This window comes from Burkholderia pyrrocinia, assembly GCF_018417535.1.
Classification (GTDB): Bacteria; Pseudomonadota; Gammaproteobacteria; order Burkholderiales; family Burkholderiaceae; genus Burkholderia; species Burkholderia pyrrocinia_E.
Window position 1 is genome coordinate 2,006,899 of record NZ_CP070977.1, and the last position, 23,133, is coordinate 2,030,031.

18 protein-coding genes, 1 tRNA gene and 1 riboswitch are annotated in these 23,133 nt (G+C 68.6%); of the genes, 14 read left to right on the forward strand and 5 right to left on the reverse strand.

What is annotated here, in order from left to right:
- Nucleotides 1-4: 4 nt before the first annotated feature.
- The gene (locus tag JYG32_RS09345; protein WP_213263392.1) at nucleotides 5-1,651 is read right to left on the reverse strand and encodes an FAD-dependent monooxygenase; all 1,647 of its coding nucleotides are present in this window, start codon (nucleotides 1,649-1,651) and stop codon (nucleotides 5-7) included.
- Nucleotides 1,652-1,781: 130 nt separating this feature from the next.
- Here JYG32_RS09345 and JYG32_RS09350 point away from each other — a divergent pair, with 130 nt between their 5' ends.
- Complete coding sequence (locus tag JYG32_RS09350; RefSeq protein ID WP_407062107.1) at nucleotides 1,782-3,620, forward strand: tetratricopeptide repeat protein; 1,839 nt, start codon at nucleotides 1,782-1,784, stop codon at nucleotides 3,618-3,620.
- An 84-nt stretch (nucleotides 3,621-3,704) separates the two neighbouring features.
- Here JYG32_RS09350 and JYG32_RS09355 read toward each other — a convergent pair whose 3' ends face one another.
- Nucleotides 3,705-5,000 carry an MFS transporter gene (locus tag JYG32_RS09355; protein WP_213263393.1) on the reverse strand — a complete coding sequence of 432 codons (1,296 nt, stop codon included), beginning with the start codon at nucleotides 4,998-5,000 and terminating at the stop codon, nucleotides 3,705-3,707.
- A gap of 619 nt (nucleotides 5,001-5,619) precedes the next feature.
- Here JYG32_RS09355 and JYG32_RS09360 point away from each other — a divergent pair.
- Nucleotides 5,620-6,366 (forward strand): hypothetical protein, encoded by a 747-nt coding sequence (locus JYG32_RS09360; RefSeq protein WP_249744524.1) that lies wholly within the window; start codon nucleotides 5,620-5,622, stop codon nucleotides 6,364-6,366.
- Between the two features lie 77 nt (nucleotides 6,367-6,443).
- On the opposite strand, the gene JYG32_RS09365 is transcribed toward JYG32_RS09360, so the two are convergent.
- Complete coding sequence (locus JYG32_RS09365; protein WP_213263395.1) at nucleotides 6,444-7,151, reverse strand: DUF2968 domain-containing protein; 708 nt, start codon at nucleotides 7,149-7,151, stop codon at nucleotides 6,444-6,446.
- A gap of 115 nt (nucleotides 7,152-7,266) precedes the next feature.
- Complete coding sequence (locus JYG32_RS09370; RefSeq protein ID WP_213263396.1) at nucleotides 7,267-8,439, reverse strand: gamma-glutamyl-gamma-aminobutyrate hydrolase family protein; 1,173 nt, start codon at nucleotides 8,437-8,439, stop codon at nucleotides 7,267-7,269.
- Between the two features lie 303 nt (nucleotides 8,440-8,742).
- Between JYG32_RS09370 and JYG32_RS09375 the strand changes: the two genes are divergently transcribed.
- The 8 genes from JYG32_RS09375 (at nucleotide 8,743) to JYG32_RS09410 (ending at nucleotide 16,827) form a co-directional block, all read left to right on the forward strand.
- The gene (locus JYG32_RS09375) at nucleotides 8,743-9,423 is read left to right on the forward strand and encodes a GntR family transcriptional regulator (protein WP_213263397.1); all 681 of its coding nucleotides are present in this window, start codon (nucleotides 8,743-8,745) and stop codon (nucleotides 9,421-9,423) included.
- Nucleotides 9,424-9,430: 7 nt separating this feature from the next.
- The gene (locus tag JYG32_RS09380; RefSeq protein ID WP_213263398.1) at nucleotides 9,431-10,807 is read left to right on the forward strand and encodes an amidase; all 1,377 of its coding nucleotides are present in this window, start codon (nucleotides 9,431-9,433) and stop codon (nucleotides 10,805-10,807) included.
- Nucleotides 10,808-10,946: 139 nt separating this feature from the next.
- Nucleotides 10,947-11,459, forward strand: coding sequence for a disulfide bond formation protein B (locus JYG32_RS09385; protein ID WP_213263399.1), 513 nt, complete (start codon nucleotides 10,947-10,949; stop codon nucleotides 11,457-11,459).
- A gap of 627 nt (nucleotides 11,460-12,086) precedes the next feature.
- The gene (gene xdhC, locus JYG32_RS09390) at nucleotides 12,087-13,091 is read left to right on the forward strand and encodes a xanthine dehydrogenase accessory protein XdhC (RefSeq protein ID WP_213263400.1); all 1,005 of its coding nucleotides are present in this window, start codon (nucleotides 12,087-12,089) and stop codon (nucleotides 13,089-13,091) included.
- An 18-nt stretch (nucleotides 13,092-13,109) separates the two neighbouring features.
- The gene (locus JYG32_RS09395) at nucleotides 13,110-14,135 is read left to right on the forward strand and encodes an adenosine deaminase (protein WP_213263401.1); all 1,026 of its coding nucleotides are present in this window, start codon (nucleotides 13,110-13,112) and stop codon (nucleotides 14,133-14,135) included.
- A 27-nt stretch (nucleotides 14,136-14,162) separates the two neighbouring features.
- Nucleotides 14,163-14,573: a hypothetical protein gene (locus tag JYG32_RS09400; RefSeq protein WP_213263402.1), complete on the forward strand. Its 411-nt coding sequence runs from the start codon at nucleotides 14,163-14,165 to the stop codon at nucleotides 14,571-14,573.
- Nucleotides 14,570-15,889, forward strand: a complete 1,320-nt coding sequence (guaD, locus tag JYG32_RS09405) for a guanine deaminase (protein WP_213263403.1) — start codon at nucleotides 14,570-14,572, stop codon at nucleotides 15,887-15,889. Before JYG32_RS09400 ends, guaD begins: the two co-directional genes overlap by 4 nt.
- A 149-nt stretch (nucleotides 15,890-16,038) precedes the next feature.
- A riboswitch (yybP-ykoY riboswitch) is annotated at nucleotides 16,039-16,176 on the forward strand.
- 78 nt (nucleotides 16,177-16,254) lie between these two features.
- Nucleotides 16,255-16,827 (forward strand): TMEM165/GDT1 family protein, encoded by a 573-nt coding sequence (locus JYG32_RS09410; protein WP_131948107.1) that lies wholly within the window; start codon nucleotides 16,255-16,257, stop codon nucleotides 16,825-16,827.
- 52 nt (nucleotides 16,828-16,879) lie between these two features.
- On the opposite strand, the gene JYG32_RS09415 is transcribed toward JYG32_RS09410, so the two are convergent.
- Entirely contained in the window at nucleotides 16,880-17,581 is a 702-nt protein-coding gene (locus JYG32_RS09415; RefSeq protein ID WP_213263404.1) for a DUF4136 domain-containing protein, read from the reverse strand.
- Nucleotides 17,582-17,767: 186 nt separating this feature from the next.
- On the opposite strand from JYG32_RS09415, the gene pepN reads away from it, so the two are divergent.
- The 4 genes from pepN (at nucleotide 17,768) to JYG32_RS09435 (ending at nucleotide 23,016) form a co-directional block, all read left to right on the forward strand.
- Entirely contained in the window at nucleotides 17,768-20,461 is a 2,694-nt protein-coding gene (pepN, locus tag JYG32_RS09420; protein ID WP_213263405.1) for an aminopeptidase N, read from the forward strand.
- Between the two features lie 278 nt (nucleotides 20,462-20,739).
- Entirely contained in the window at nucleotides 20,740-21,753 is a 1,014-nt protein-coding gene (locus tag JYG32_RS09425) for a class 1 fructose-bisphosphatase (RefSeq protein WP_050011574.1), read from the forward strand.
- Nucleotides 21,754-21,962: 209 nt separating this feature from the next.
- A tRNA-Thr gene (locus tag JYG32_RS09430) sits at nucleotides 21,963-22,038 on the forward strand.
- Between the two features lie 168 nt (nucleotides 22,039-22,206).
- The gene (locus JYG32_RS09435; protein WP_174383945.1) at nucleotides 22,207-23,016 is read left to right on the forward strand and encodes a helix-turn-helix transcriptional regulator; all 810 of its coding nucleotides are present in this window, start codon (nucleotides 22,207-22,209) and stop codon (nucleotides 23,014-23,016) included.
- The last annotated feature ends 117 nt before the right edge of the window (nucleotides 23,017-23,133 follow it).

A 23,133-nucleotide genomic window follows, 5' to 3' on the forward strand; every position in this document is an offset into this window, starting at 1 on the left:
GCTGCTACGCGGACACTGACATGCCCGCGAACCAGCTTTCGCAGTGGCGCAGCAACGCGCTCGCGTCGGTCGCCGTGCGCCCGCGCGCGGCGACATAGCCGTCGGGCCGCAACAGGTAGAACGACGGCCGCGAGCGGCCGTACTCCTGGGCCAGCCCGGCGGCACCGTCGTCTTCGGCATCGGTGATCCGCCACACGCGCACGGCGCCCGGCATGATTCGTTCGAGCCCCTGCACGAGCGCCTGCGCATCGGCCGCCAGCGGCGGCGCAGCGCCGGCGCCGGCATTCGCCGGCTCTTCGAGCAGCAGCAGCGTGAAGCTCGCCGGATCGTGCAGGTCGTATAGCTGCGCCGTTCCCGGCGCCTGACCGAGCGGGCCGTCGAGCACGTGCGCGAGCGCGTCGGGCGCCCGCTCGCCTGCGCGCGGGCCGCCGTCGAGCACGCGCTCCAGCGTGAGCGGACTCTTGCGGTACTGCACGCCAAGCTCGCTGACCGTGCGCCGCACCGCGTCGCGCATCGGCCCGAACGACACCAGCAGCGGCACGACATGATCGCGCAGCAGCTTCATCGCGCCGCGCTCCGCCTCGACGACCTGCGTGATGAAACTGGTCTGCCGCAACACGTCGCGCTCGATCGGGTAGCGCTCGGCGTGATAGGTGTCGAGCAGCCGTTCGGGCGTGCCCGCGCCGAGCACGCGCGCGAGCTTCCAGCCGAGATTGAACGCCTCCTGGATGCCGGTGTTCATGCCCTGCGCGCCGGCCGGGCTGTGGACGTGCGCGGCATCGCCCGCGAAGAACACGCGGCCGTGACGCAGCCGGTCGACCATCCGGCTGTGCAGGTGGAAATAGGACGACCACGCGAGATCGCTCGGCGCAATCGACGCGCCGACGCGCGCACGCACGATCGCGTCGCATTCCGCGAGCGACGGGGTCGGCGCATCGGGTGACGCATCGCTGCCGGGCGGCCGGTCGGCAACGAGCCGGTAACGACCGCCGCCCATCGGAAACAGGCCCGCCATGCCTTCGGGCGTCGTGAACAGGTGGATCTCTTCGTCCGGCCAGCCGGGTATCGCCGCGAAATCGGCGAGCAGGAAAGTCTGTTCGAACGCCTGCCCGGTGAAGCCCAGGCCGAGCAAATGCCTGACGGTGCTGTGCGCGCCGTCGGCAGCGATCAGGTACGACGGCGCGAATGATTCGTCGCGGCCGTCGGCGCAGCGGATCGTCACGTCGAGCGACGTGCCGCCTGCCTCGCACGCGGTCAGCGTCGCGCCGCGCTCGACTGTCACGCCGAACCCGGCCAGGTGCTCGGCGAGCAGCCGCTCGGTAATGCTCTGGTCGAGAAACAGCAGATACGGGTAGCGCGTTTGCAGCGGATCGAAGTCGAGCCGCGCGATCACGCGGCCGTCGGCATGCAGCGCGGCCGCATGCGCGCGATGGCCGAGCGCGAGAAACGGCTCGACCGCGCGATGCTGCTCCAGCAGTTCGAGCGTGCGTGCCTGGATGCCGATCGCGCGCGAATACGGCGCGGGCGTGGCGAGGCGGTCGATGATGCGCACCGGCACGCGGGCCCGTGCGAGGCTCATCGCCGCGGCAAGGCCGGTCGGCCCCGCGCCGACGATCAGCACGGGCGGGATATCGGGCAGTGTGTCAGCCATGAGAACCTCGATGACACGCGACCCTGCAAGTCTACGCCGCTCCGCGTCACGGGGCCATATGCAGACCGGCCGAAGCGCGGCACCCATGCGCGGTGTGGGAAAATACGCGCTTTCCGTCAGTTTTCGCGTCATGGATTCCGCATTCGACCGAGCGTATGCAGCACACCGCGCGGGCCGCCTCGCCGAGGCCGAGCACGGCTATCGCGCCGCACTCGCCACCAATCCCGCCGACGCCGACGCGCTGCATTTGTTCGGCGTGCTGCGGCACCAGCAGGGCCAGCACGCCGAGGCAGCCGATCTCGTCGGCCGCGCCGTCGCGCTGCGTCCGGACGATGCCGCGCTGCAGCTCAATCTCGGCAACGCGCTGAAGGCGCTCGGCCGGCTCGACGAAGCGATCGACCGCTTTCGCAACGCGCTGACGCTCGCGCCCGAATTTCCGCTCGCGCACTACAACCTGGGCAACGCGTATGCGGCGCTGCAGCGCCACGAGGATGCGATCGACGCATTCGGCCGCGCGCTCCGGCTCACACCCGACGACGCATCGATCCACAACAATCTCGGCAACGCGCTGAACGCGCTCGGCCGCCATGACGACGCGCTCGCCGCGTTCCGTCGCGCGCTCGAACTGCGGCCCGGGCATGCGGGCGCGCACAACAACCTCGCGATGGCGCTGAACGCGATGGGCCGCGCCGACGACGCGATCGCACACTTCCAGGCCGCGATTGCCGCGCAGCCGCGCTTCGTCGCCGCGCATTTCAATCTCGGCAACACGTTCGATGCGGTCGGCCGCCATGCCGAAGCGGCCGCCGCGTTCGAAGCCGCGCTCGCGCTCCATCCGCCGTTTCCGCTCGCGCTGTTCGGGCTCGCGAACGCGCTGTGCGCGCAGGCGCGCCACCGCGACGCGCTGCCCTACTACGAGCGCGCCGTCGGTCTCGATCCGTCGTTCAGCCTGGCGTGGCTGAACCTCGGCAACGCGCATCACGCGCTCTGCGCGCACGAGATGGCGCTGCGCGCATTCGACCAGGCGTTGCGCGTCGAACCCGATCTCACGCTCGCGCGGCTGCACCGCGCGGTCACGCTGCTGACGCTCGGCGACTTCACGCGCGGCCTGCCCGCGTACGAAGCGCGCCACGAAACACCGGGCGCGATACCGCTCGGCACGCTGCCGCGCTGGCAGGGCGAGCCGATTGCGTCGCGCACGCTGCTGATCCGCGCGGAACAGGGGTTCGGCGACACGCTGCAGTTCGTCCGCTTCGTGCCACTCGCCCGCGCACGCTGTGCGCGCGTCGTACTCGAAGTCCAGCCTGAACTCGTCCCGCTGCTGGCGCCCGCCGCATCGCGCTGGCACGTGACGCTCGTCGCGCAAGGCGCCGCAAAACCACCTGCGGCGGACGTCGCCTGCACGCTGATGAGCCTGCCGTTCCTGCTCGGGCTTCAGCCGGCGGACATCGTCGGCGGCTCGCGCTACCTCGACGCGCCCGACGGCGCCCGCCGGCACTTTCGCGGCTCGCTCGGCGGGCAGTCGAAGCGCAAGTTCGGCCTCGCGTGGTCGGGGCGCCGGCAGGCGCAGGAAAACCGCTCGATGCCGTTCGACGCGCTCGCACCGCTGCTCGCGCTGCCGGACGTCGACTGGATCGTGCTGCAGCCAGCACTCGACGACGACGAGCGTGCGCGCGTCGACGCGCATCCGCGCGTGCATCGCCTCGACGGCCGGCTGAACGACTTCGCCGATACGGCCGCGCTAATCGAGCGGCTCGATGGCGTCGTCACGATCGATACGGCAGTCGCGCACCTCGCGGGCGCGCTCGGCAAGCCGCTGTGGGTCATGCTGCCGTTCGCGCCCGACTGGCGCTGGTTCACCGGCGACGACTGCCCGTGGTATCCACAGGCCAGGATCGCCCGCCAGCCTGCGCCGGGAGCATGGCTCGACGTGGCGGCCGCGGTCGCCGGCACACTGCGCGAAGCCTGAACGCACACGAAAAAAGGGAGCGCGCTGCGCTCCCTTTTTCAATGCAATGCCTGCGGCCGGTGCCGCGCGATGTGCGGGTGCGTGTCAGGCCGCCTTGTACTGGTTGCGCGCCTCGGGCGTGCGATACAGCACGAGCGTCGCAATCAGCCCGCAAATCGCGGCCACGCTCAGCCACAGCCCCGGCGCCGCCTTGTTCCCGGTCTGGTGGATCAGCAGCGTCGAGATGGCCGGCGTGAAACCGCCGATCGTCGTCGCCAGGCTGTACGCGAGCGAGAAGCCTGCCGTGCGCACGTCGGCCGGCATCACTTCGGTCAGCGCGACGACCATCGCACCGTTGTACGACCCGTACAGGAACGACAGCCACAGCTCGACCGCGAGCAGCCGCACGAACGACGGATCGCCGACGAGCCACAGTACGGCCGGGTAAGCCGACAGCAGCGTCAGCACCGTGAACGCGATCAGCACCGGGCGGCGGCCGATGCGATCGGACAGCGCGCCGGACAGCGGCAGCCACACGAGGTTGGAGATGCCGACGCAGACGGTCACGACAAGCGCGTCGATCGACGACAGGTGCAGCACTTCCTTGCCGAACGTCGGCGTATAGGCGGTGATCATGTAGAACGACACCGTCGTCATGATCACCATCCCCATGCCGGCAACCACGACGCCCCAGTTGTCGAGCATCGAGCGCATGATCTCGCCCATCGTCGGACGGTGGCGCTTCGCGAGGAACTCGTCGGTCTCCTTCAGCGAACGTCGGATCAGGAACAGGAACGGCACGATCAGGCAGCCGATCAGGAACGGAATACGCCAGCCCCACGCGGTCATCTCCTCGGCCGGCAGCGCGCGGTTCAGCAGCACGCCGACAAGCGCGGCGAACACGACGGCCACCTGCTGGCTACCCGACTGCCACGACGTATAGAACCCCTTGTGGCCCTTCGTCGCGATCTCCGACAGGTAGACCGACACGCCGCCGAGTTCGACACCCGCCGAGAAACCCTGCAGCAGCCGGCCGAGCAGCACGAGTACCGGCGCGAGCACGCCGATCGTCGCGTAGCCGGGTATCGCGGCCACCGTGAGCGTACCGAGCGCCATCAGCCCGAGCGTCAGGATCAGCCCCTTGCGGCGGCCGTGATGATCGATGTACGCGCCGAGCACGATCGCGCCGACCGGCCGCATCAGGAAGCCCGCGCCGAACACCGACAGCGACAGCATCAGCGACGCGAATGCGTTGCCGCTCGGGAAGTACGTTTTTGCGATGGCCGACGCGTAATACCCGTAGACCATGAAGTCGTACATTTCCAGGAAGTTGCCGCTGACGACCCGGAATACGGTGCGGAATTTCGATTCCTGCGCGATAGCGTGTGACGCTGTGGACATGTTTTTCTCGCTCAGATCGGATGGTGCGAATCCGCGCCGCATGGATCCGACGACGCTCGTGACGCCGGGTCGGCGCGCGCGGGCATCGCTGCCCGCGGGCGGCGCGCCGCACAACGACGCACGCATCGGCATGGTTCGCGAATGGTGCCACGCCAAGCCGACATTTGCCTTGTGTCGCCGCTGCCGTCGCCGTCGCCGTCGCGACATTCGACTCGTACGAGTCATCCCGCATTCGACTCGTACGAGTCGTCCCAATACGGAAGCAAAAATCAGATTGATCTGATCGACCGCCCTTCGCTGACTAACCACAATGTCACGATTTGCGACGACATTTCCGCGCCGCGGCCGGCACGGTTGTCTGTGTCGCACGGCGTACCGCCCTATGACCCCATCGCCCCTCGTCCCCGTCGAAGGCGCGCTCGCGCGCCCTCGCGCCGCCCCGCTCGATCACGTACCGCCGTTCGGACGCGAATGGACCTTTCGCGGTGCACCCGGCGCGCGGCCCGGCAAGCACTGCCTCGCGACACTGACGACATCCTGCATCGACGTCGACAGTCCGCACCGCGCGTGCCGCTGGCAGCCGCTGCCCGTAGCGACATCAGCGCCGAATTCGGCAGGGGTGCCGGTCGTGCAGGCTGCCGTTACCGGCACGCGCTTCCGACGTACCGTCCAGGGCCCTCGCGACCGACGTGCAATGTATGCAATCTGCTGGAGCTTCGGCGCGCTCGGCATCATCGGCTGGCTGATTGCCGCGCATGAACCGTACACGGGCTTCGAGCCTGCGCACACGATCCGGATGGCCGGCGGTGCGCCTGAATCCGCCACGTCATCAACCGGCACCGTACGGGGCGCCGCGGTTCAGCCGGGTACGTCGACGAACACTTCACCGCAGCGAACAGCGGCGACACCTGTCACGAGAACCGAAGAATCACTATCGGCCACGCATCACGCCGTGCCTCGTCAAGCGTCGCTTCGCCCGAAAGCAACGTCCGACGTGCGGCGCGCCGCCGCTGCATCGCCGACATCGCCGCATCGAACCAATGGCCAGCGCACGACAGCGACCCCGGCGCGAATACCGACCGTGCCGCGACTGGCTGCACGTCCGCCAATCCCGAGCGATACCGCCAACGCCCGCACACGCGATCGGCTCGTCCCGCCGCCACACGCAACGAACGCACGCGATACACACGATGCGCGCGAAACGCTCGACACGCTCGACGATCCGCACACGCTGATCGCAATGGCAAACGCGCTGCGCGCTGCGCAGCCAGCCCGTTCAGCGCACGCGCCCGCCGCCGGTTTCGACTGGACATCGCAACTGTCCCATCGCCGCGTGACCGACACACCGGACGCATTCGCGCGCTGACGGTCGCCCAATAAAAAACCCGGCGAAGATCGCTTCGCCGGGTTTCGCTCGTCTCTCTCCGTCGGTCTGACGAATCGTTACTTGTGCGAGGGCAGCCCCGTCTCGGTCTGCTTCTCGAGTTGCCGCACCTGCTCCTGCAGATCGCGCAACTGCATCTGCGCGGCCCGCTTCTCGACCTGCAGCGCCTGCGTCTGCTCCTGGGCCGACTTCTGCCGCTGCGTGACCTCGGCCTGCTGGCTGCGCGCGACGCTCAGGTCGGCCTGCAACTGCTGCGCACGATTCGCCTGCAGCGCGATCACGCGTTCGAGAAACGCCTTCTGCGCCTGCAGCTCGGTACGGCGGATCTCGAGATCCGCAAGTTGCACGGTCTGCTCGACGAAGTTCGCGTACACCATCTCCGCGCGGCTCTTCTCCTGTGACCGGATCACGCGCCACAGATGCTTGTCCTGGAACAGCGCGACGTAGTACGTCATCTCGCGCGGATCGAACATCAGGCTCGCACCGTAGCTACCGTTGTACGTCGTGCGCATCTCGACGATCCGGCCGTCGTGCAGCATCTGCGTCAGTTCGGCGACGTTGCCTTGCGCGCTGGCGTCCGAGGCGTTCGGGATGGCTGCGGCGGATGCCGCCGGCACCGCATCGCCTCTCAGGCTCGTGACCGCCGGACGCGTACCGGCGACCGGCGCGGTCGCGTCGGCGGACCACGCCGCGCCCGCTTGCGCGCAGGCGGCCAGCGCAACGATCCACGTTGCGCATCGTGCAGGGGAAAAGTTTCGGAAAGCCAACGTCAGACTCCGGCGAACGAATCGGAACTCGCGATTATCGTTCAAAACAAAACGACCGCATCTCGAATTAATCGGGATGCGGCCGGCCTTCGTGCGATACGAAGAATGTGGCTTGCTACAGACGGGTTTCGCGTGCCGCGCGCAGGAACGCATCGAGCAGCGGCGTACAGTCGAGCAACTCCGCGCCGCCCGCACGATGGAACTCGGGGTGCCATTGCACGCCGACAACGAACGGCGAACGCCGATGGCGGATGCCCTCGATGATCCCGTCGCCGGCCGACACGGCCTCGATGTTCAGATCGCGGCCGAGATCGCGGATCGCCTGATGGTGGATCGAGTTGACGATCGCTTCGCTGCGCCCGGGGAACATGCTCGCGAGCGTCGACGAGTCGGGGAAGCGGATGGCATGGCGATGCTGGTCGTAATGCTCGCTCACATGCGCATTCGCGGTCGGCACGTCGGTGGCGATGTCCTGATACAGCGACCCGCCGAACGCAACGTTGATCAACTGGCAGCCGCGACAGACGCCGAGGACGGGTTTGCCGGACTCGACGAACTCGTGCAGCAGCTCGAGCTCGTACATGTCGCGCACGCGATCGCCCGGCCATTCGGGGCGAACATCCGACGCCGCGTAGGTTTGCGGCGACACGTCGGCGCCGCCTTGCAGCAGCAGGCCGTCGAGATGCTTCGCGTAGTCGCGCAGGCGGATATTGCTCGGGTGAATCATGCCCTGGTGGCCGACGGTCGGAATCATGAACACGAGCACGTCGCGCGACATCACCCAGTGTGCGATCGATTCCTCGAGATACTGCAGCGTCTTGCCCCGCAGCCCCTTCGCGCCCGGCTCCGGATGGAAGATCCGCGCCGACACGCCGATGCGCAGCGTGCGCTGCGTGATGCGCTGGCCGGCGCGATCAAACAGCCGGCGCGCGCGGGCCGCGATGATTCGGCCGAACACCGACCACGGCGTGTCGCTCTGCTTCAGGTACGCCGGCGGCGCATGCTGCGCGCTCGCGGGCGGCGGCCGCGGCGTATCGAAATCGGGATGCGCGCCGAACCCGGGCGGCGGCGCGCCAGGCTTCGGCGGCGCGGCGACGCCATCGCTGGCGGCACCCGTCGAACCCGGTGCACCCGGCTCGGTGGCAGCCGTCACCGGCGACGCGCCGTCCACGGCAACGTTCTGCGCTGCCGGCGCATCGGGCGTTTTCGCCGGATCGGGACGGGGAGAATCGGAAGAAACGGAAGGGGTGCCGGGCAGACCGGCCGGGGAAGGCGTGTTTTCGCTCATGACGATGGTCTGGTACGTCGCTCACGCGTATGGATAGACGAGGATTCATTATGCTTCAGTGCACGATCGCGCGGCAAACCTGCAACATCCTGTCGATATTGTTGCAAGTCCGGTTGCAAGTCGGCGGCAAGCCGCGCCGGGCAGCATCCCGGATCACGGGCCGGGGACGCCACCACGTCGCCACGTCGTCGCCGCGTGTACTGGACATCAGTGATATATCACAATAATATCCACGCATCGTCCACGCTTCCCGATCGCACGCGCCATGATCGCGCCCCGTCCGGCCGCCGCGCCGCAACCCGCATGAACGCCCTGACCGACGTCACCCGCGACCGGCCCGCCGCGTCGGCGGTCAGTCTCGCCGACCGCGCCTACGCACTGATCCAGCGCGACATCATCACGATGCGCCTGAAGCCGGGCGCCGCCATCAACGAAGCCGACCTCGTCGCACGCACGGGGATCGGCCGCACGCCGGTGCACCAGGCCGTGCATCGGCTCGTGCTCGAAGGGCTGCTGTCCGTGATGCCGCGCAAGGGGTTGATGGTGCAGCCGCTGTCGCTCGACGATATCGTCGCGGTGATCGACGTGCGGCGCATCAACGAAGCGCACTGCGCCGAGCTCGCCGCACGCCATGCGACGCCCGACGATCTCGCACGCATGGCCGCGCTGCTCGACGACGGGCAGGCCTGTGTCGACACGCACGACGTCGAAGGCATGATGGAACTCGACCGCGCGTTTCATCAGGCGATCGCCGCGGCCGCACGCAATGCGGTCCTCGCCGAGATCCTGCGCGCGCTGCACGAGCGCTCGCTGCGCTTCTGGTTCGTCACGCTGTCCGAACCCCACCATCTCGCCGACGTCCAGCACGAGCATCGCGAACTGTTCGAACGGCTGTCCGCGCGCGACGCCACCGGCGCGCGCGCGGCCGTCGAAGGCCATATCGACTCGTTCCGCGCCACGCTTCTTCAACATCTTCGCCCCTGAGCCGACCATGACCACTTTCACGCCCTTCCCCCCGCTCGCCCAGCTCGCCGCCGACCTCGCCGCCGGCCGGACCACGAGCCGCGCGCTCGTCGACGCCGCGCTCGACCGGATCGCCGATCCGTCGGGCCAGGGCGCCGTCGTCTTCACCGAAGTCGATGCCGACAACGCGCGCGCGGCCGCCGACGCGCACGACCGGCTGCGTGCCGCGGGCACCGTGCTGTCGCCGCTCGCGGGCATTCCCGTGTCGGTGAAGGACCTGTTCGACGTCGCCGGCCAGGTGACGCGCGCGGGTTCGCGCGTGCTCGACGACGCGCCGGCCGCGCGCACCGATGCGGTCGCCGTCGCACGGCTCAAGCGCGCGGGCGCCGTGCTGGTCGGCCGCACGAACATGAGCGAGTTCGCGTTCTCGGGGCTCGGGCTGAATCCGCACTTCGGCAATCCGCGCTCGCCGTACCATCGCGACGTACCGGGCGATGCCCGGATTTCCGGCGGCTCGTCGTCGGGCGCGGCCGCGTCCGTCGCCGACGGGATGGCCGCCGTCGCGCTCGGCACCGACACGGGCGGCTCGATCCGCATTCCGGCCGCGCTGTGCGGGCTGACAGGTTTCAAACCGACCGCGAGCCGGATCCCGACGCAAGGCGGCGTGCCGCTGTCGACGACGCTCGATTCGTTCGGCCCGATCGGCCTGACGGTCGCCTGCTGCGCACTCGTCGACCGGATGCTCGCGGGCCTCGAGCCGCACGTGCCGGCCGCACGACCGCTCGAAGGCGTACGGCTCGGCGTGCTGACGAACTACGTGACCGACGGTGTCGACTCCGACGTCGCGGCCGCGCTCGACGCCGCGCTCAAGCATCTCGAAGCCGCCGGCGCGATCGTCATGGAAGTGCGCTTCCCGGCGCTCGACCGGCTGCCCGACATCAACCGCTTCGGCTTCTCGCCGATCGAGGCGTACGCATGGCATCGCCCGCTGCTCGCGCAGCATCGCGACCAGTACGACCCGCGCGTGCTCACTCGGATCCTGAAGGGCGAACCCGCGAGCGCGGCCGACTATCTCGACCTGCTCGCCGCGCGCGCCGCGATGCTCGACGAAGCCGCGCACACGGTCTGGTCGCGCTTCGATGCGCTCGTCGCACCGACGGTGCCGATCGTGCCGCCGCGCATCGCGGAACTCGAGGCAGACGACGCCGCGTTCACGCGCACCAATGCGCTGATCCTGCGCAACCCGAGCGCGTTCAACTTCCTCGACGCGTGCGCGCTGTCGCTGCCGTGCCATCCGCGCGACGCGGCGCCGGTCGGCCTGATGCTCGCGGCGGCACCGCATCGCGACGACGCGCTGCTCGCGATCGGCCAGGCGGTCGAGGCCGTGCTGAACACGATCCGCTGACCGCGCCAACCGATCGACGGCGGGCAGCGCGCGCAGTGCGGCAGGGTGCCGCACGCGCGCTGTCAGTTTCGTGCCAGACGGTTCGCGCTAAAATCGCGCGGATTGTTTTCCGGACCGACCCACGAGGAACCCCGCCGACATGAACGACTACACGCTTGCGCTACGCCGCGAACGCCGCCTGCTGATGCTGCTTGGATCGGTGTGTATCGCCCTGCTGGCCGGTGCGCTGTACCTGCAGTACGTGAAGAACGAAGATCCGTGCCCGCTGTGCATCATCCAGCGCTACTTCTTCGCCGCGATCGGGATCTTCGCGTTCCTGGCCGCCGGGATACGCAACTGGCGCGGCATCTGGGTGCTCGAGCTGCTGATCGCGATCGCCGCGGCCGGCGGCGTCGGCACGGCCGCGCGGCACCTGTCGATCCAGATGAATCCGGGCTTCAGTTGCGGCTTCGACACGCTGCAGCCGATCATCGACAGCCTGCCGCCCGCGCAGTGGTTCCCCGGCATGTTCAAGGTCGCCGGGCTGTGCGAGACCGTCTACCCACCGATCTTCGGCATCCTGCTGCCCGGCTGGGCGCTGATCGGCTTCGCCGCGATCCTGATTGCGGTCGTCGCGAGCCTCTGGCGCCATCGCCGCAAACTCGCGGCCTGACCGGCCGGCCGCTTTAACGGCTCGCTGCGCGCGCGGCCCGATCAGTCGGGCCGCGAACCGCCAGTCCGTCGGCGCCCGGCAGGGCCGGGCGCTTGCACCGGCCGCACCTGGCCGGCCTCGTGTAAACCCCTACCCCGCCGCCGCCCGGATTTCCGGGCGAACGCGCGTCGCGCGACTGCCGCGCCCACGCCCCGTCACGCCTGCGTTTCGACCCGGTGCGCACGCATCGGCGCCCCGATACCGCGCGACGGGCCTATGATCGACATGATCGCCTCCTGATAGCGCGGATCACCGCCCGGCGATGTTCGCGCCGCAATGCGGTGCTATCTTCGTCACTGGATGGCGATCTACGTGCGCGAGGCCAGGCGGTCTCACCACTCCCTGCGTAACGCGCGCCCGATCCGCAATGTCGACTGGATTCATCATGACAACGCAAACCATCCGCATCCGTCACCCTCATGGCGTCCGCGTGTCCGGCGGCGCCGTTCGCGCGCGTCGTCAGCGCGCCGCCGCCGCACTGCATCGGCCGTGCGGCCGGCCTGCCCCGCTCCCGTCCATCCGCGTTGCCGCCGCGCCCGCCAGCCCGCGCCGCGTGTCGTGCTGCGTCGTCCCGAACGGAGCGTGCTGATGGAGGCCTGGCTCGGCGATCTGCAGCAACTGCTCGCGCACGGCGAAGCGGCCGTGCTCGTGACGGTCGCGCACACCGACGGCTCCGCGCCGCGCGAAGCCGGCACCAAGATGCTCGTCACGCGCGACATGGCCCGCCATACGATCGGCGGCGGTCATCTGGAATGGAAGGCGATCGAGATCGCACGGCATCTGCTGAAGGATGGCGCGCACGTGCCCCACGCGCGCAGGCTCGAGCGGCTCGCGCTCGGCCCGAGCCTCGGCCAGTGCTGCGGCGGCGCGGTCGTGCTCGCGTTCGAGCGGCTCGACGTCGGCGATCTCGGCTGGATCATGTCGCTATCGAAGCGCGTCGCGGCCGGCGCCGCGACCGTGCGTAGCGTATCATTCGGCCCCTCGCCGGGCGCGCCGCTGTTGAGCGAGCCCGAATCGGAAGCCGCACGGGCCGACTGCCTGCTGTGGGAAACCGGCGGTGTGTCGCTGATGACCGAAACGATCGCGCCGTATGCGTTCCCCGTCGTGCTGTTCGGCGCCGGGCACATCGGCACCGCGCTCGTGAAGGTGCTGGCGACGCTGCCGTGCCAGGTGCGCTGGATCGACGGGCCCGATGCGGTGTTCCCGCCGCCCGACGTGCTCGCCGGCATCGGCAATCTCGCGATCGAAGCGGCCGCTGCCCCGGCGGACGCCGTCGACGCGGCGCCGCCGCAGTCCTACTTCGTCGTGATGACGCACGACCACGCACTCGATTTCGTGCTGGCCGAGCGCATCCTGCGACGCGGCGACTATGCGTACTTCGGGATGACCGGCTCGCACGCCAAACGCGTGCAGTTCGATCATCGCCTCGCGGCCATCGGCATCGACCCGGCCCAGGTCGCGCGAATGCGCTGCCCGATCGGTGTCGAAGGCATCATCGACAAGGCGCCGGAAGTGATCGCGATCTCGGTGGCCGCGCAACTGCTGCAGGCCGTCGAGGCGAACGCCAACGCGCAGGCTTCCCCTACATACTGACCGACCAAGAACGACGCCATGACCCCGACATTCAAGGACAAGATTGCCCGCGCGCCGAAAGCGGAGCTGCATATCCATATCGAAGGCTCGCTCGAGCCCGAACTGATTTTCGCGCTCGCGCAGCGCAACGGCGTGAAGCTCGCGTACGACTCGATCGACGCGCTGCGCGCCGCGTACGCGTTCACCGACCTGCAGTCGTTCCTCGACATCTATTACGCAGGCGCGAGCGTGTTGCTGACCGAGCAGGATTTCTACGACATGACGGCCGCGTACTGCGAACGCGCGCTCGCCGACAACGTCGTTCACACCGAACTGTTCTTCGACCCGCAGACGCACACCGAACGCGGCGTGCCGATCGAGACGGTCGTCGCGGGCATCGAACGCGCACTCGCCGATGCCGAGCAGCGCGGGCTGTCGAGCAAGCTGATTCTGTGCTTCCTGCGCCACCTGTCCGAAGAGGACGCGCTCGCGACGTTCGAATCCGCGTTGCCGCTGTTCGAGCGCTATCGCCATCGCCTGATCGGCGTGGGCCTCGACTCGTCCGAGCTCGGCCATCCGCCGACGAAGTTCGCACGCGTGTTCGAAAAAGCGCGCGCGCTCGGGCTGAAGCTCGTCGCGCACGCGGGCGAGGAAGGCCCGCCGGCGTACATCTACGAAGCGCTCGACGTGCTGAACGTCGACCGGATCGACCACGGCGTGCGCAGCATCGAGGACGCCGCGCTCGTCGAACGCCTCGCGCGCACGCGCACGGCGCTCACCGTCTGCCCGCTGTCGAACCTGAAGCTGTGCGTGTTCGACGACATGGCGAAGCACACGCTGAAGGCACTGCTCGACCGCGGCGTCGCGGTGACGATCAACTCCGACGATCCGGCCTATTTCGGCGGCTACGTCAATGAAAACTACTTCGCGACGGTCGCGGGGCTGCAGCTCACGGATGCCGAAGTCAAGGCGGTGATCCGCAACGGCTTCGAGGCGTCGTTCGTCGACCCGGCGCAGCGCGACGCACTGATCGCGCGCCTCGACGCGTACTGGCAGGCCGCGTGACGGCCGGCATCGAGGTGCGCTAGACAGATGAAACACGGCAACGGCATCCGCTTCGCGATTCCCGGCCCGGCCTTGCGCCGCGCCGAACGCACGCGTGCGCCCGGTGCGAGCGCGTGCAGCGCGATCGTCGCCCGCGTGGCGATAGCGCGGTCCGTCGCCGCCCGCCGGCGCGTGCGGTCGCGGCTTGCCGTCCCGTTCGCCGCCGCAGCGGTCGGGATCGCCAACGCTGCGAGGTTCGCCGGCAACCACGCGATGGCGGCCCCGGCCGCCACGAGCGCCTGGGCAATCGCATCCGGCCGCGCCGCACGCAGTGTGTCGCGGCGACTCGCGAAGCGCCGTCCCGCCCTCGCGCGGGCGGTGCCATCCATGCCGTCGCCCGCGCGGTGTCGATCGCTTTCTTCTGTTCGCCTTACCTTGATGCAGGACCATTCGTCATGACGCAAACCGCTTTTCGTTCCCAACTGCTGACCTTCAACGGCGACCCGGCGCAATCGAGCCAGGCCGCGAACTACGAGACCGACGGCCTTCTGATCGTCGACGACGGCAAGGTCGTCGCGGCCGGCCCGCATGCGCAGCTCGCCGCGACGCTCGCGCGCGACGCGATCGTCCACGACCTGCGCGACAAGCTGATCGTGCCCGGCTTCATCGACACGCACATCCACTATCCGCAGACGGACATGATCGCGTCGCCGGCGCCGGGCCTGCTGCCGTGGCTCGACAAGTACACGTTCCCGACCGAGCGCCAGTTCGGCGATCCCGAGCATGCGCGCGAAGTCGCCGACTTCTTCGTCGACGAACTGCTCGCCTGCGGCACGACGAGCGCGCTCGTCTACTGCACGGTGCACAAGCAGTCGGCCGACGCGCTGTTCGCGGCGAGCGACGCGCGCGACCTGCGGATGATCGCGGGCAAGGTGCTGATGGACCGCAACTGCCCCGAATTCCTGCGCGACACCGCGCAATCGGGTTATGACGACAGCGCCGAGCTGATCGACCGCTGGCACGGCAAGGGCCGCCAGATGTACGCGCTCACGCCGCGCTTCGCGCCGACGTCGACCGAGGCGCAGCTCGAAGCGTGCGGCGAACTCGCGCGGCGCCATCCGGACGTGTTCGTGCAGAGCCACGTCGCGGAAAACGTCGACGAAGTGAAATGGGTGGCCGAGCTGTTCCCCGGCCATCGCAGCTATCTCGACATCTACGACCGCTACGGGCTGCTGCGGCCGCGCGCGGTGTACGGCCACTGCATTCACCTCGACGACGAGGACCGCCGCCGGATGGCAGAGACGCGCACCGTCGTCGCGCACTGCCCGACGTCGAACTTCTTCCTCGGCAGCGGGCTGTTCGATTTCGACAAGGCCGGCGCATACGACGTGCCCGTCACGCTCGCCACCGACGTCGGCGGCGGCACGTCGTTCTCGATGCTGCAGACGATGAACGAAGCGCACAAGGTCGCGCGGCTGTCGGGTCACCACCTGAGCGCGACGCGGATGTTCTGGCTCGCGACGGCCGGCGCCGCGCAGGCGCTCGACCTCGCCGACACGGTCGGCACGCTCGCGCCGCGCACCGAGGCCGACTTCGTCGTGCTCGATCCGCAGGCCACGCCGCTGCTCGCGCGCCGCACGAAGCGTGCTGATTCGCTCGAGGAGTTGCTGTTCGCGCTCGCGCTGCTCGGCGACGACCGCGCGGTGTACCGCACCTATGCGGCCGGCAGGCTCGTCCACGAGCGCGGCGCGGCCCGCCGCGCGGCTGCAGCGTAACGGCCCACCCGGCTCTCGTCCCGGCATGCGCGGCGCATCCGCTGCCGCGCATGCCGGACAGTCGAAGGTTGCCACGCGCCGATCGCGCCCCAACGCTCCTCGCTGCCCTACCCGGCCGCTTTCCCGCGCGCGACACGTCATGCTAGAATTCGCCGCTCATTGGGGAGTAGCCGCTCCGCTCGATGTCCCGCGCCCCCGGCGCGCATCGTGATGGGGGCGTCCGTCAACAGACTTGGCCGTTCGGCCATGGCGGACGCAGCCACCGAGGCCTGGCGAGACCGATGGTTCATAGTGCGCCGCATCAGGGCCCGGCGCGCCGTGGATCGTCGCTCGCACGCACAACACCGGCCCGCGGAACCCCATACGTGTCCCAAGCCTTCCTGATCTCCACCGGCGCCGTCGCCCTCGCTGAAATCGGCGACAAGACCCAACTGCTTTCCCTCGTGCTGGCCGCGCGCTATCGCAAGCCGGTGCCGATCATTCTCGGCGTGCTCGTCGCGACGCTCGTCAACCACGGTTTCGCAGGCGCGCTCGGCGAATGGCTCGGCGCGCTCGTCACGCCGTCGATCATGCGCTGGGCGCTCGCGTTCTCGTTCATCGCGATGGGGTTGTGGATCCTCGTGCCGGACAAGCTCGATGCCGACGAAGCCAATGCCAACCGCTCGCGGCTCGGCGTGTTCGGCGCGACCCTCGTCGCGTTCTTCCTCGCGGAAATGGGCGACAAGACGCAGATCGCGACCGTCGCGCTTGCCGCGCGCTTCCAGGACTACATCGGTGTCGTGGCCGGCACGACGTTCGGGATGATGCTCGCGAACGTGCCCGCGATCCTGCTCGGCGACCGCTTCGCGCACCGCCTGCCGACGAAGCTCGTGCACGGGATCGCAGCCGTGCTGTTCGTCGTGCTCGGCGCACTGGCGCTGCTGGGCATCGGGGCCTGACGGACAGAGGTGGCCGGCGCGGCCGGGCGGCCGCGCCGATGCTGGCGCCGCGTTACTTCGCGACCGCCGCGCCCGAAGCCGGCGCCGCCGGCACCGCGCGCTCGTTGGCGGCCGGCGCTGCCGGCCCGCCACGCTTGTCGACCGGCAGCCGGACCGAGCGGACCGCGCCATTCGACAGCGGGAAATCGGCGAGCGCGCTGCGCGCAAGGAACGGCATCGCGTACAGCAGCGTGCCGTTGTCGCCGGTCGTGCGCGCGGACACGTTGTAGACCTCCTTGCCCGTCGCGCGCTCGGTGATGCGGATGCCGAGCGTGTAGTCGAACACCTGGTACGTCTGCGCGACGTAGCCGGCCGGCATCGGCCCCCAGGGGCCCCACGGGCCCCACGGCCCGCGCCGCCAGTACGGCCCCGGCCCGACGAACCAGGGATCGTAGTAGACCGGTTGCGGCACCGTCACGAGATCGCTGCCGACCGCATAGGTCAGCCCGACCAGATACCGCGCCTGCGCCTGCGGCACCTGCCGGAACGCATACGCGGACAACTCGCTCGCGACGATCGGCTCGTAGGTCGACTGCTCGATGCTGTTCTTCTGCGCATCGGTGCGCGTGAACGCATAGGTGCGTGTCGCGTCGCTGCCGCTCCAGTCGGAGAAGGCCGTGACCTGGGTCGTCACATAGCTGGTGCAGCCCGTCAGCAGCGCCACGCACAGCGCCGCCGCCCAGCCCGCACCGCGAAAAATCCATTCGCGTTTCATGTTGATCCTCGTCGATCCGTCACCCGTTCGTCGCACCGCGCGAACCGGACGGGATGCCGATAATACGCGGACTGCCGAAAGCGGTAAAAAGTTCGCCCGGCACGCAGCCGCAAGCCTTTGTACAATGGCCCGGTTCGCCCGGCCCGTGCCGCGGGCCCGTCCCCCACTCCACCGATCTCGACGACCATGTCCGACAACGCCTCCTCCACCGTGATCCGCCGCGCCGACTACACGCCGCCGGCCTTCCTCATCGATTCCGTCGCGCTCGAATTCGATCTCGCGCCGGCCCGCACGATCGTCAGGAATACGATGCGCGTGCGCCGCAATCCGGACGCCGCGCCCGCGCCGCACCTGGAGCTGATGGGCGAAGCGCTCGAATTCCTCGGCGCACGGCTGGACGGCGCGCCGCACGGCGCCGTCCGCGCGCACGAACACGGGCTGACGGTCGAGAACGTCCCCGACGCATTCGAGCTGACGCTCGAAAGCGCGTGCGCGCCCGACCAGAATACGACGCTGTCGGGCCTGTACGTGTCGAGCGGCAACTTCTTCACGCAGTGCGAAGCCGAGGGCTTTCGCCGCATCACCTACTTCCTCGACCGCCCCGACGTGATGGCGTCGTACACGGTCACGCTGCGCGCCGACAAGGCCGCATACCCGGTGCTGCTGTCGAACGGCAACCTCGTCGATTCGGGCGACCTGCCTGACGGCCGCCACTTCGCGAAATGGGAAGACCCGTTCCGCAAGCCAAGTTACCTGTTCGCACTCGTCGCGGGCAAGCTCGTCGCGATCGAGGAAAAGATCACGACCGGCTCGGGCAAGGAAAAGCTGCTGCAGGTGTGGGTCGAGCCGGCCGATCTCGACAAGACGCGTCACGCGATGGATTCGCTGATCCACTCGATCCGCTGGGACGAAAAGCGCTTCGGCCTCGAGCTCGATCTCGACCGCTTCATGATCGTCGCGGTCGGCGACTTCAACATGGGCGCGATGGAAAACAAGGGGCTCAACATCTTCAACACGAAGTACGTGCTGGCGAACCCCGAGACCGCGACCGACACCGACTTCGCGAACATCGAATCGGTGGTCGGCCACGAATACTTCCACAACTGGACGGGCAACCGAGTGACCTGCCGCGACTGGTTCCAGTTGAGCCTGAAGGAAGGCCTGACGGTGTTTCGCGACCAGGAATTCTCGGCCGACATGGCCGCGGGCGACGACGTCGAATCGACGGCCCGCGCGGTCAAGCGCATCGAGGACGTGCGCGTGCTGCGCCAGTTGCAGTTCGCCGAGGATGCAGGCCCGATGGCGCACCCGGTGCGCCCGGAGAGCTACGTCGAGATCAACAACTTCTATACGATGACCGTCTATGAAAAAGGCTCGGAAGTCGTGCGAATGTACCAGACGCTGTTCGGCCGCGACGGCTTCCGCAAGGGGATGGACCTGTACTTCAAGCGCCACGACGGCCATGCGGTGACCTGCGACGACTTCCGTCACGCGATGGCCGACGCGAACGGGCGCGACCTCGCGCAATTCGAGCGCTGGTACAGCCAGGCCGGCACGCCGCGCGTGTCGGTGCGCACCGCGTACGACGCGGCCGCGCGCCGCTATACGGTCACGCTCGCGCAAGGCTACGGCGACGCATCGCCGGCCGCGCGCGAAACGCAACAGGGTCCGCTCTTGATTCCGTTCGCGATCGGCCTGATCGGCCGCGACGGCCGCGACCTGCCGCTGCGTCTCGACGGCGAAGCCGCCGCATCGGGCACGACGCGCGTGCTCGACATCACCGACACCGAGCAGACCTTCACGTTCGTCGACGTGCCGGAACAACCGCTGCCGTCGCTGCTGCGCAACTTCTCGTCGCCGGTGATCGTCGAGTACGACTACAGCGACGACGATCTCGCGTTCCTGCTCGCGCACGACAGCGATCCGTTCAACCGCTGGGAGGCCGGCCAGCGCCTCGCGACGCGCGCGCTGCTGACGCTCGCCGCACGGGCCGCCGCGAACGAGCCGCTCACGCTCGGCGAAAACTTCGTCGCCGCGTTCCGCCGCGTGCTGACCGACGCGAACCTGTCGCCGGCGTTCCGCGAACTCGCGCTGACGCTGCCGTCGGAAACCTATCTCGCCGACCAGATGGCCGAAGCCGATCCGGCCGCCGTGCATCGTGCGCGCCTGTTCGTGCGCCGCCAGCTCGCGACCGCGCTGCGCACCGACTGGCTCGCCGCGTACGAACAGCACCAGACGCCCGGCGCATACGAGCCGACGCCGGAGGCCTCCGGCCGCCGCGCGCTGAAGAACCTCGCGATCGCGTATCTGGCCGAACTCGACGACACGGCCGACGCCGTGCGCCTTGCGACCGCGCAGTACGACGCGGCAAACAACATGACCGATCGCGCGGCTGCGCTCGGCGCGCTGCTGTCCGCCGCGGCCGCCGGCGCGAACGAGCCGGCCGAGCATGCGCTCGACGACTTCTACCGTCGCTTCGAGAAGGAGGCTCTCGTGATCGACAAGTGGTTCGCGATGCAGGCGGCGCAACGCGGCACGCCCGCGCAACCGACGCTCGCGAAGGTTCGCAAGCTGCTCGCGCACCCCGCGTTCAACCTGAAGAACCCGAACCGCGCGCGCTCGCTGATCTTCAGCTTCTGCGCGGCCAACCCCGCGCAATTCCACGCGGCGGACGGTTCGGGCTACGCGTTCTGGGCCGAACAGGTGCTTGCGCTCGACGCGATCAACCCGCAGGTCGCGGCGCGCCTCGCGCGCTCGCTCGAACTGTGGCGCCGCTTCACGCCCGCGCTGCGCGACCGGATGCGCGACGCCCTCGAGCAGGTCGCCGCGGGCGCGAAATCGCGCGATGTGCGCGAGATCGTCGAAAAAGCGCTCGCCTGACGCAATCGCCCGCCATCGCCCGCGCGACAAAGCCGGTGCCGCTTGACGCGGCGCCGGCTTTTTTATTGCGCGAGTGCGGTTGGAACCGGGCGGATTCGCGGGGTCTGACCGCGCAGTTTGCCGCCGCAGCGATGCGCGCCCCGCCCGTTGCCGACGCCGGAAACCGGGCCGGCCCGGCCGCCCGGCCTTGTAACCGGACGAAAAAAGCCGGCGGCACGCGAGGCGCGGCGGGTAAAATTGCGGCCATTCAAGGATTCTTTGGCCTTTCGGAGTCTGTCATGTCCATTGCCCGCCGCACCACGCTGTCGAAGTTCCTGATCGAACAGCAACGTGAGACCAACAACCTCCCCGCCGACCTGCGCCTGCTGATCGAAGTCGTCGCCCGCGCGTGCAAGGCGATCAGCTACAACGTGTCGAAGGGCGCGCTCGGCGAAGCGCTTGGTACCGCCGGCAGCGAGAACGTCCAGGGCGAAGTGCAGAAGAAGCTCGACATCCTGTCGAACGAGATCCTGCTCGACGCGAACGAATGGGGCGGCAACCTCGCCGCGATGGCGTCGGAAGAAATGGAAACGTTCTTCCCGATCCCCGCGAACTACCCGCGCGGCGAATACCTGCTCGTGTTCGACCCGCTCGACGGCTCGTCGAACATCGACGTGAACGTGTCGATCGGCACGATCTTCTCGGTGCTGCGCTGCCCGGACGGCAAGCAGGCCACCGAGGAATCGTTCCTGCAGCCCGGCACCGAGCAGGTCGCCGCCGGCTATGCGGTGTACGGCCCGCAGACGGTGTTCGTGCTGACGACCGGCAACGGCGTGAACTGCTTCACGCTCGACCGCGAAGTCGGCTCGTGGGTGCTCACGCAGAGCAACATGCAGATCCCGGCCGACACGCGCGAATACGCGATCAACGCATCGAACGCGCGCCACTGGTACGACCCGGTCAAGCGCTATGTCGACGAGTTGAATGCCGGCAAGGACGGCCCGCGCGGCGACAACTTCAACATGCGCTGGATCGCATCGATGGTCGCCGACGTGCACCGGATCCTGAACCGCGGCGGCATCTTCATGTACCCGGCCGACAAGCGCACGCCCGATCGCCCGGGCAAGCTGCGCCTGATGTACGAAGCGAACCCGATGTCGTTCATCGTCGAACAGGCGGGCGGCGCCGCGACGACCGGCACGCAGCGCATCATGGAAGTGCAGCCGACGGGCCTGCACCAGCGCGTGCCCGTGTTCCTCGGTTCGAAGAACGAAGTCGAGCGCGTCACCGGCTATCACGACGAAGCCAAATAATTTGCACTGCAGCACTGGACGGAGGTGCGCGACGCAAGTACAATCGCGCCTCGCGATGTGGCCCTGACCGGCTGCATCGCAGTGAAGTGAAAGCGGGAAGTCCGCCGGATCGATGGTTTCGCGAAGCAGCAGCAGTAGCAAGCTGAAAAAAATTCGCAAAACCTATTGCCAAGATCTCGGAATTGACCATATAATTTCATTTCTCTGCTGCCGGTGTAGCTCAGTTGGTAGAGCAGCGCATTCGTAATGCGAAGGTCGTAGGTTCGACTCCTATCTCCGGCACCAAGACATAAAGGTCTGACAAGCATCGCTTGTCAGACCTTTTCTCTTTTCCGGCGCCGAATCGTGCGCCCGTCCTCTCCCCGCGGCACGTCCGCTTGCGGGCATCCCCCGACTCACACGCCGCGCGCCGCCGATTACAATCGCCGGACCACTCCGCCCTCTCCCCGCATCATGCGCACCTGGCGTCTCGAGCGACCGAATCTCACCGGGCAACTGGACGTGTCCCGCGCGACGCGCCTCGTCGCCGCGATCGGCGGCAACGAGCCGAACGCATTCGCGGCCGAAGTCCTGAAGCTGTTCGACGACGCGCTGTCCATCACGCAGTGCACGATCTTCGCGTACGAATTCGGCAACCGCCCGCGCACGATGTCGGTCGCCGATCATCGCGGCGGCCGCTACCTGCGCGACCTTGCCGACACCTACGCACGACATTTCTATGCACTCGACGGCAACCAGCAGATCGTGTCGACCGCCCATCGCGGCGCACGCCGCCACGACCTGCTGCTGCACCAGCAGGCCGGCGACGAGATCGGCCACGAAGCGTATCGCGCGGCCTGCTACCGCGGCCCCGACGTGTCCGACCGGCTGGCGCTGCTGATGCAGCCGAACGATGCGAGCTGGCTGTCGATCAACCTGTACCGCGCGCATCGCAGCGGCGCATTCCAGCCGCGCGAGATCGCGGCGATCGAAGCGCTCGCGCCGCTCATCGCGCAGGCCGCGAAGCATCACTACGCGCTCGCCGGCGCAATGCAGGTGGGCATCCCGCACATGATGCTCGCACGGCTGCGCAGTGCGTGCCCGGCGTTGTCCAAACGCGAACTCGATGTGCTGCGCGGCGTGCTCGAAGGCCGGACCGCGCACGAGATCGGCGAGACGATCGGCGTGAAGGCATCGAGCGTCGTCACCTACCAGAAGCGCGCGTACCGGCGCCTCGGCATTTCGGGCCAGCGCGAGCTGTTTGCACTGTGCCTGCAACCTTGAACCGTCCCGGCACGCGCTGAGCGTATCGCGGCCACGCCTGCATCGAGTCGCTGTACCCGGAATGGGGACAACGGCGGCACGACCGGCTTCCATACTGCAGCGACCTGTTGCCCGCAT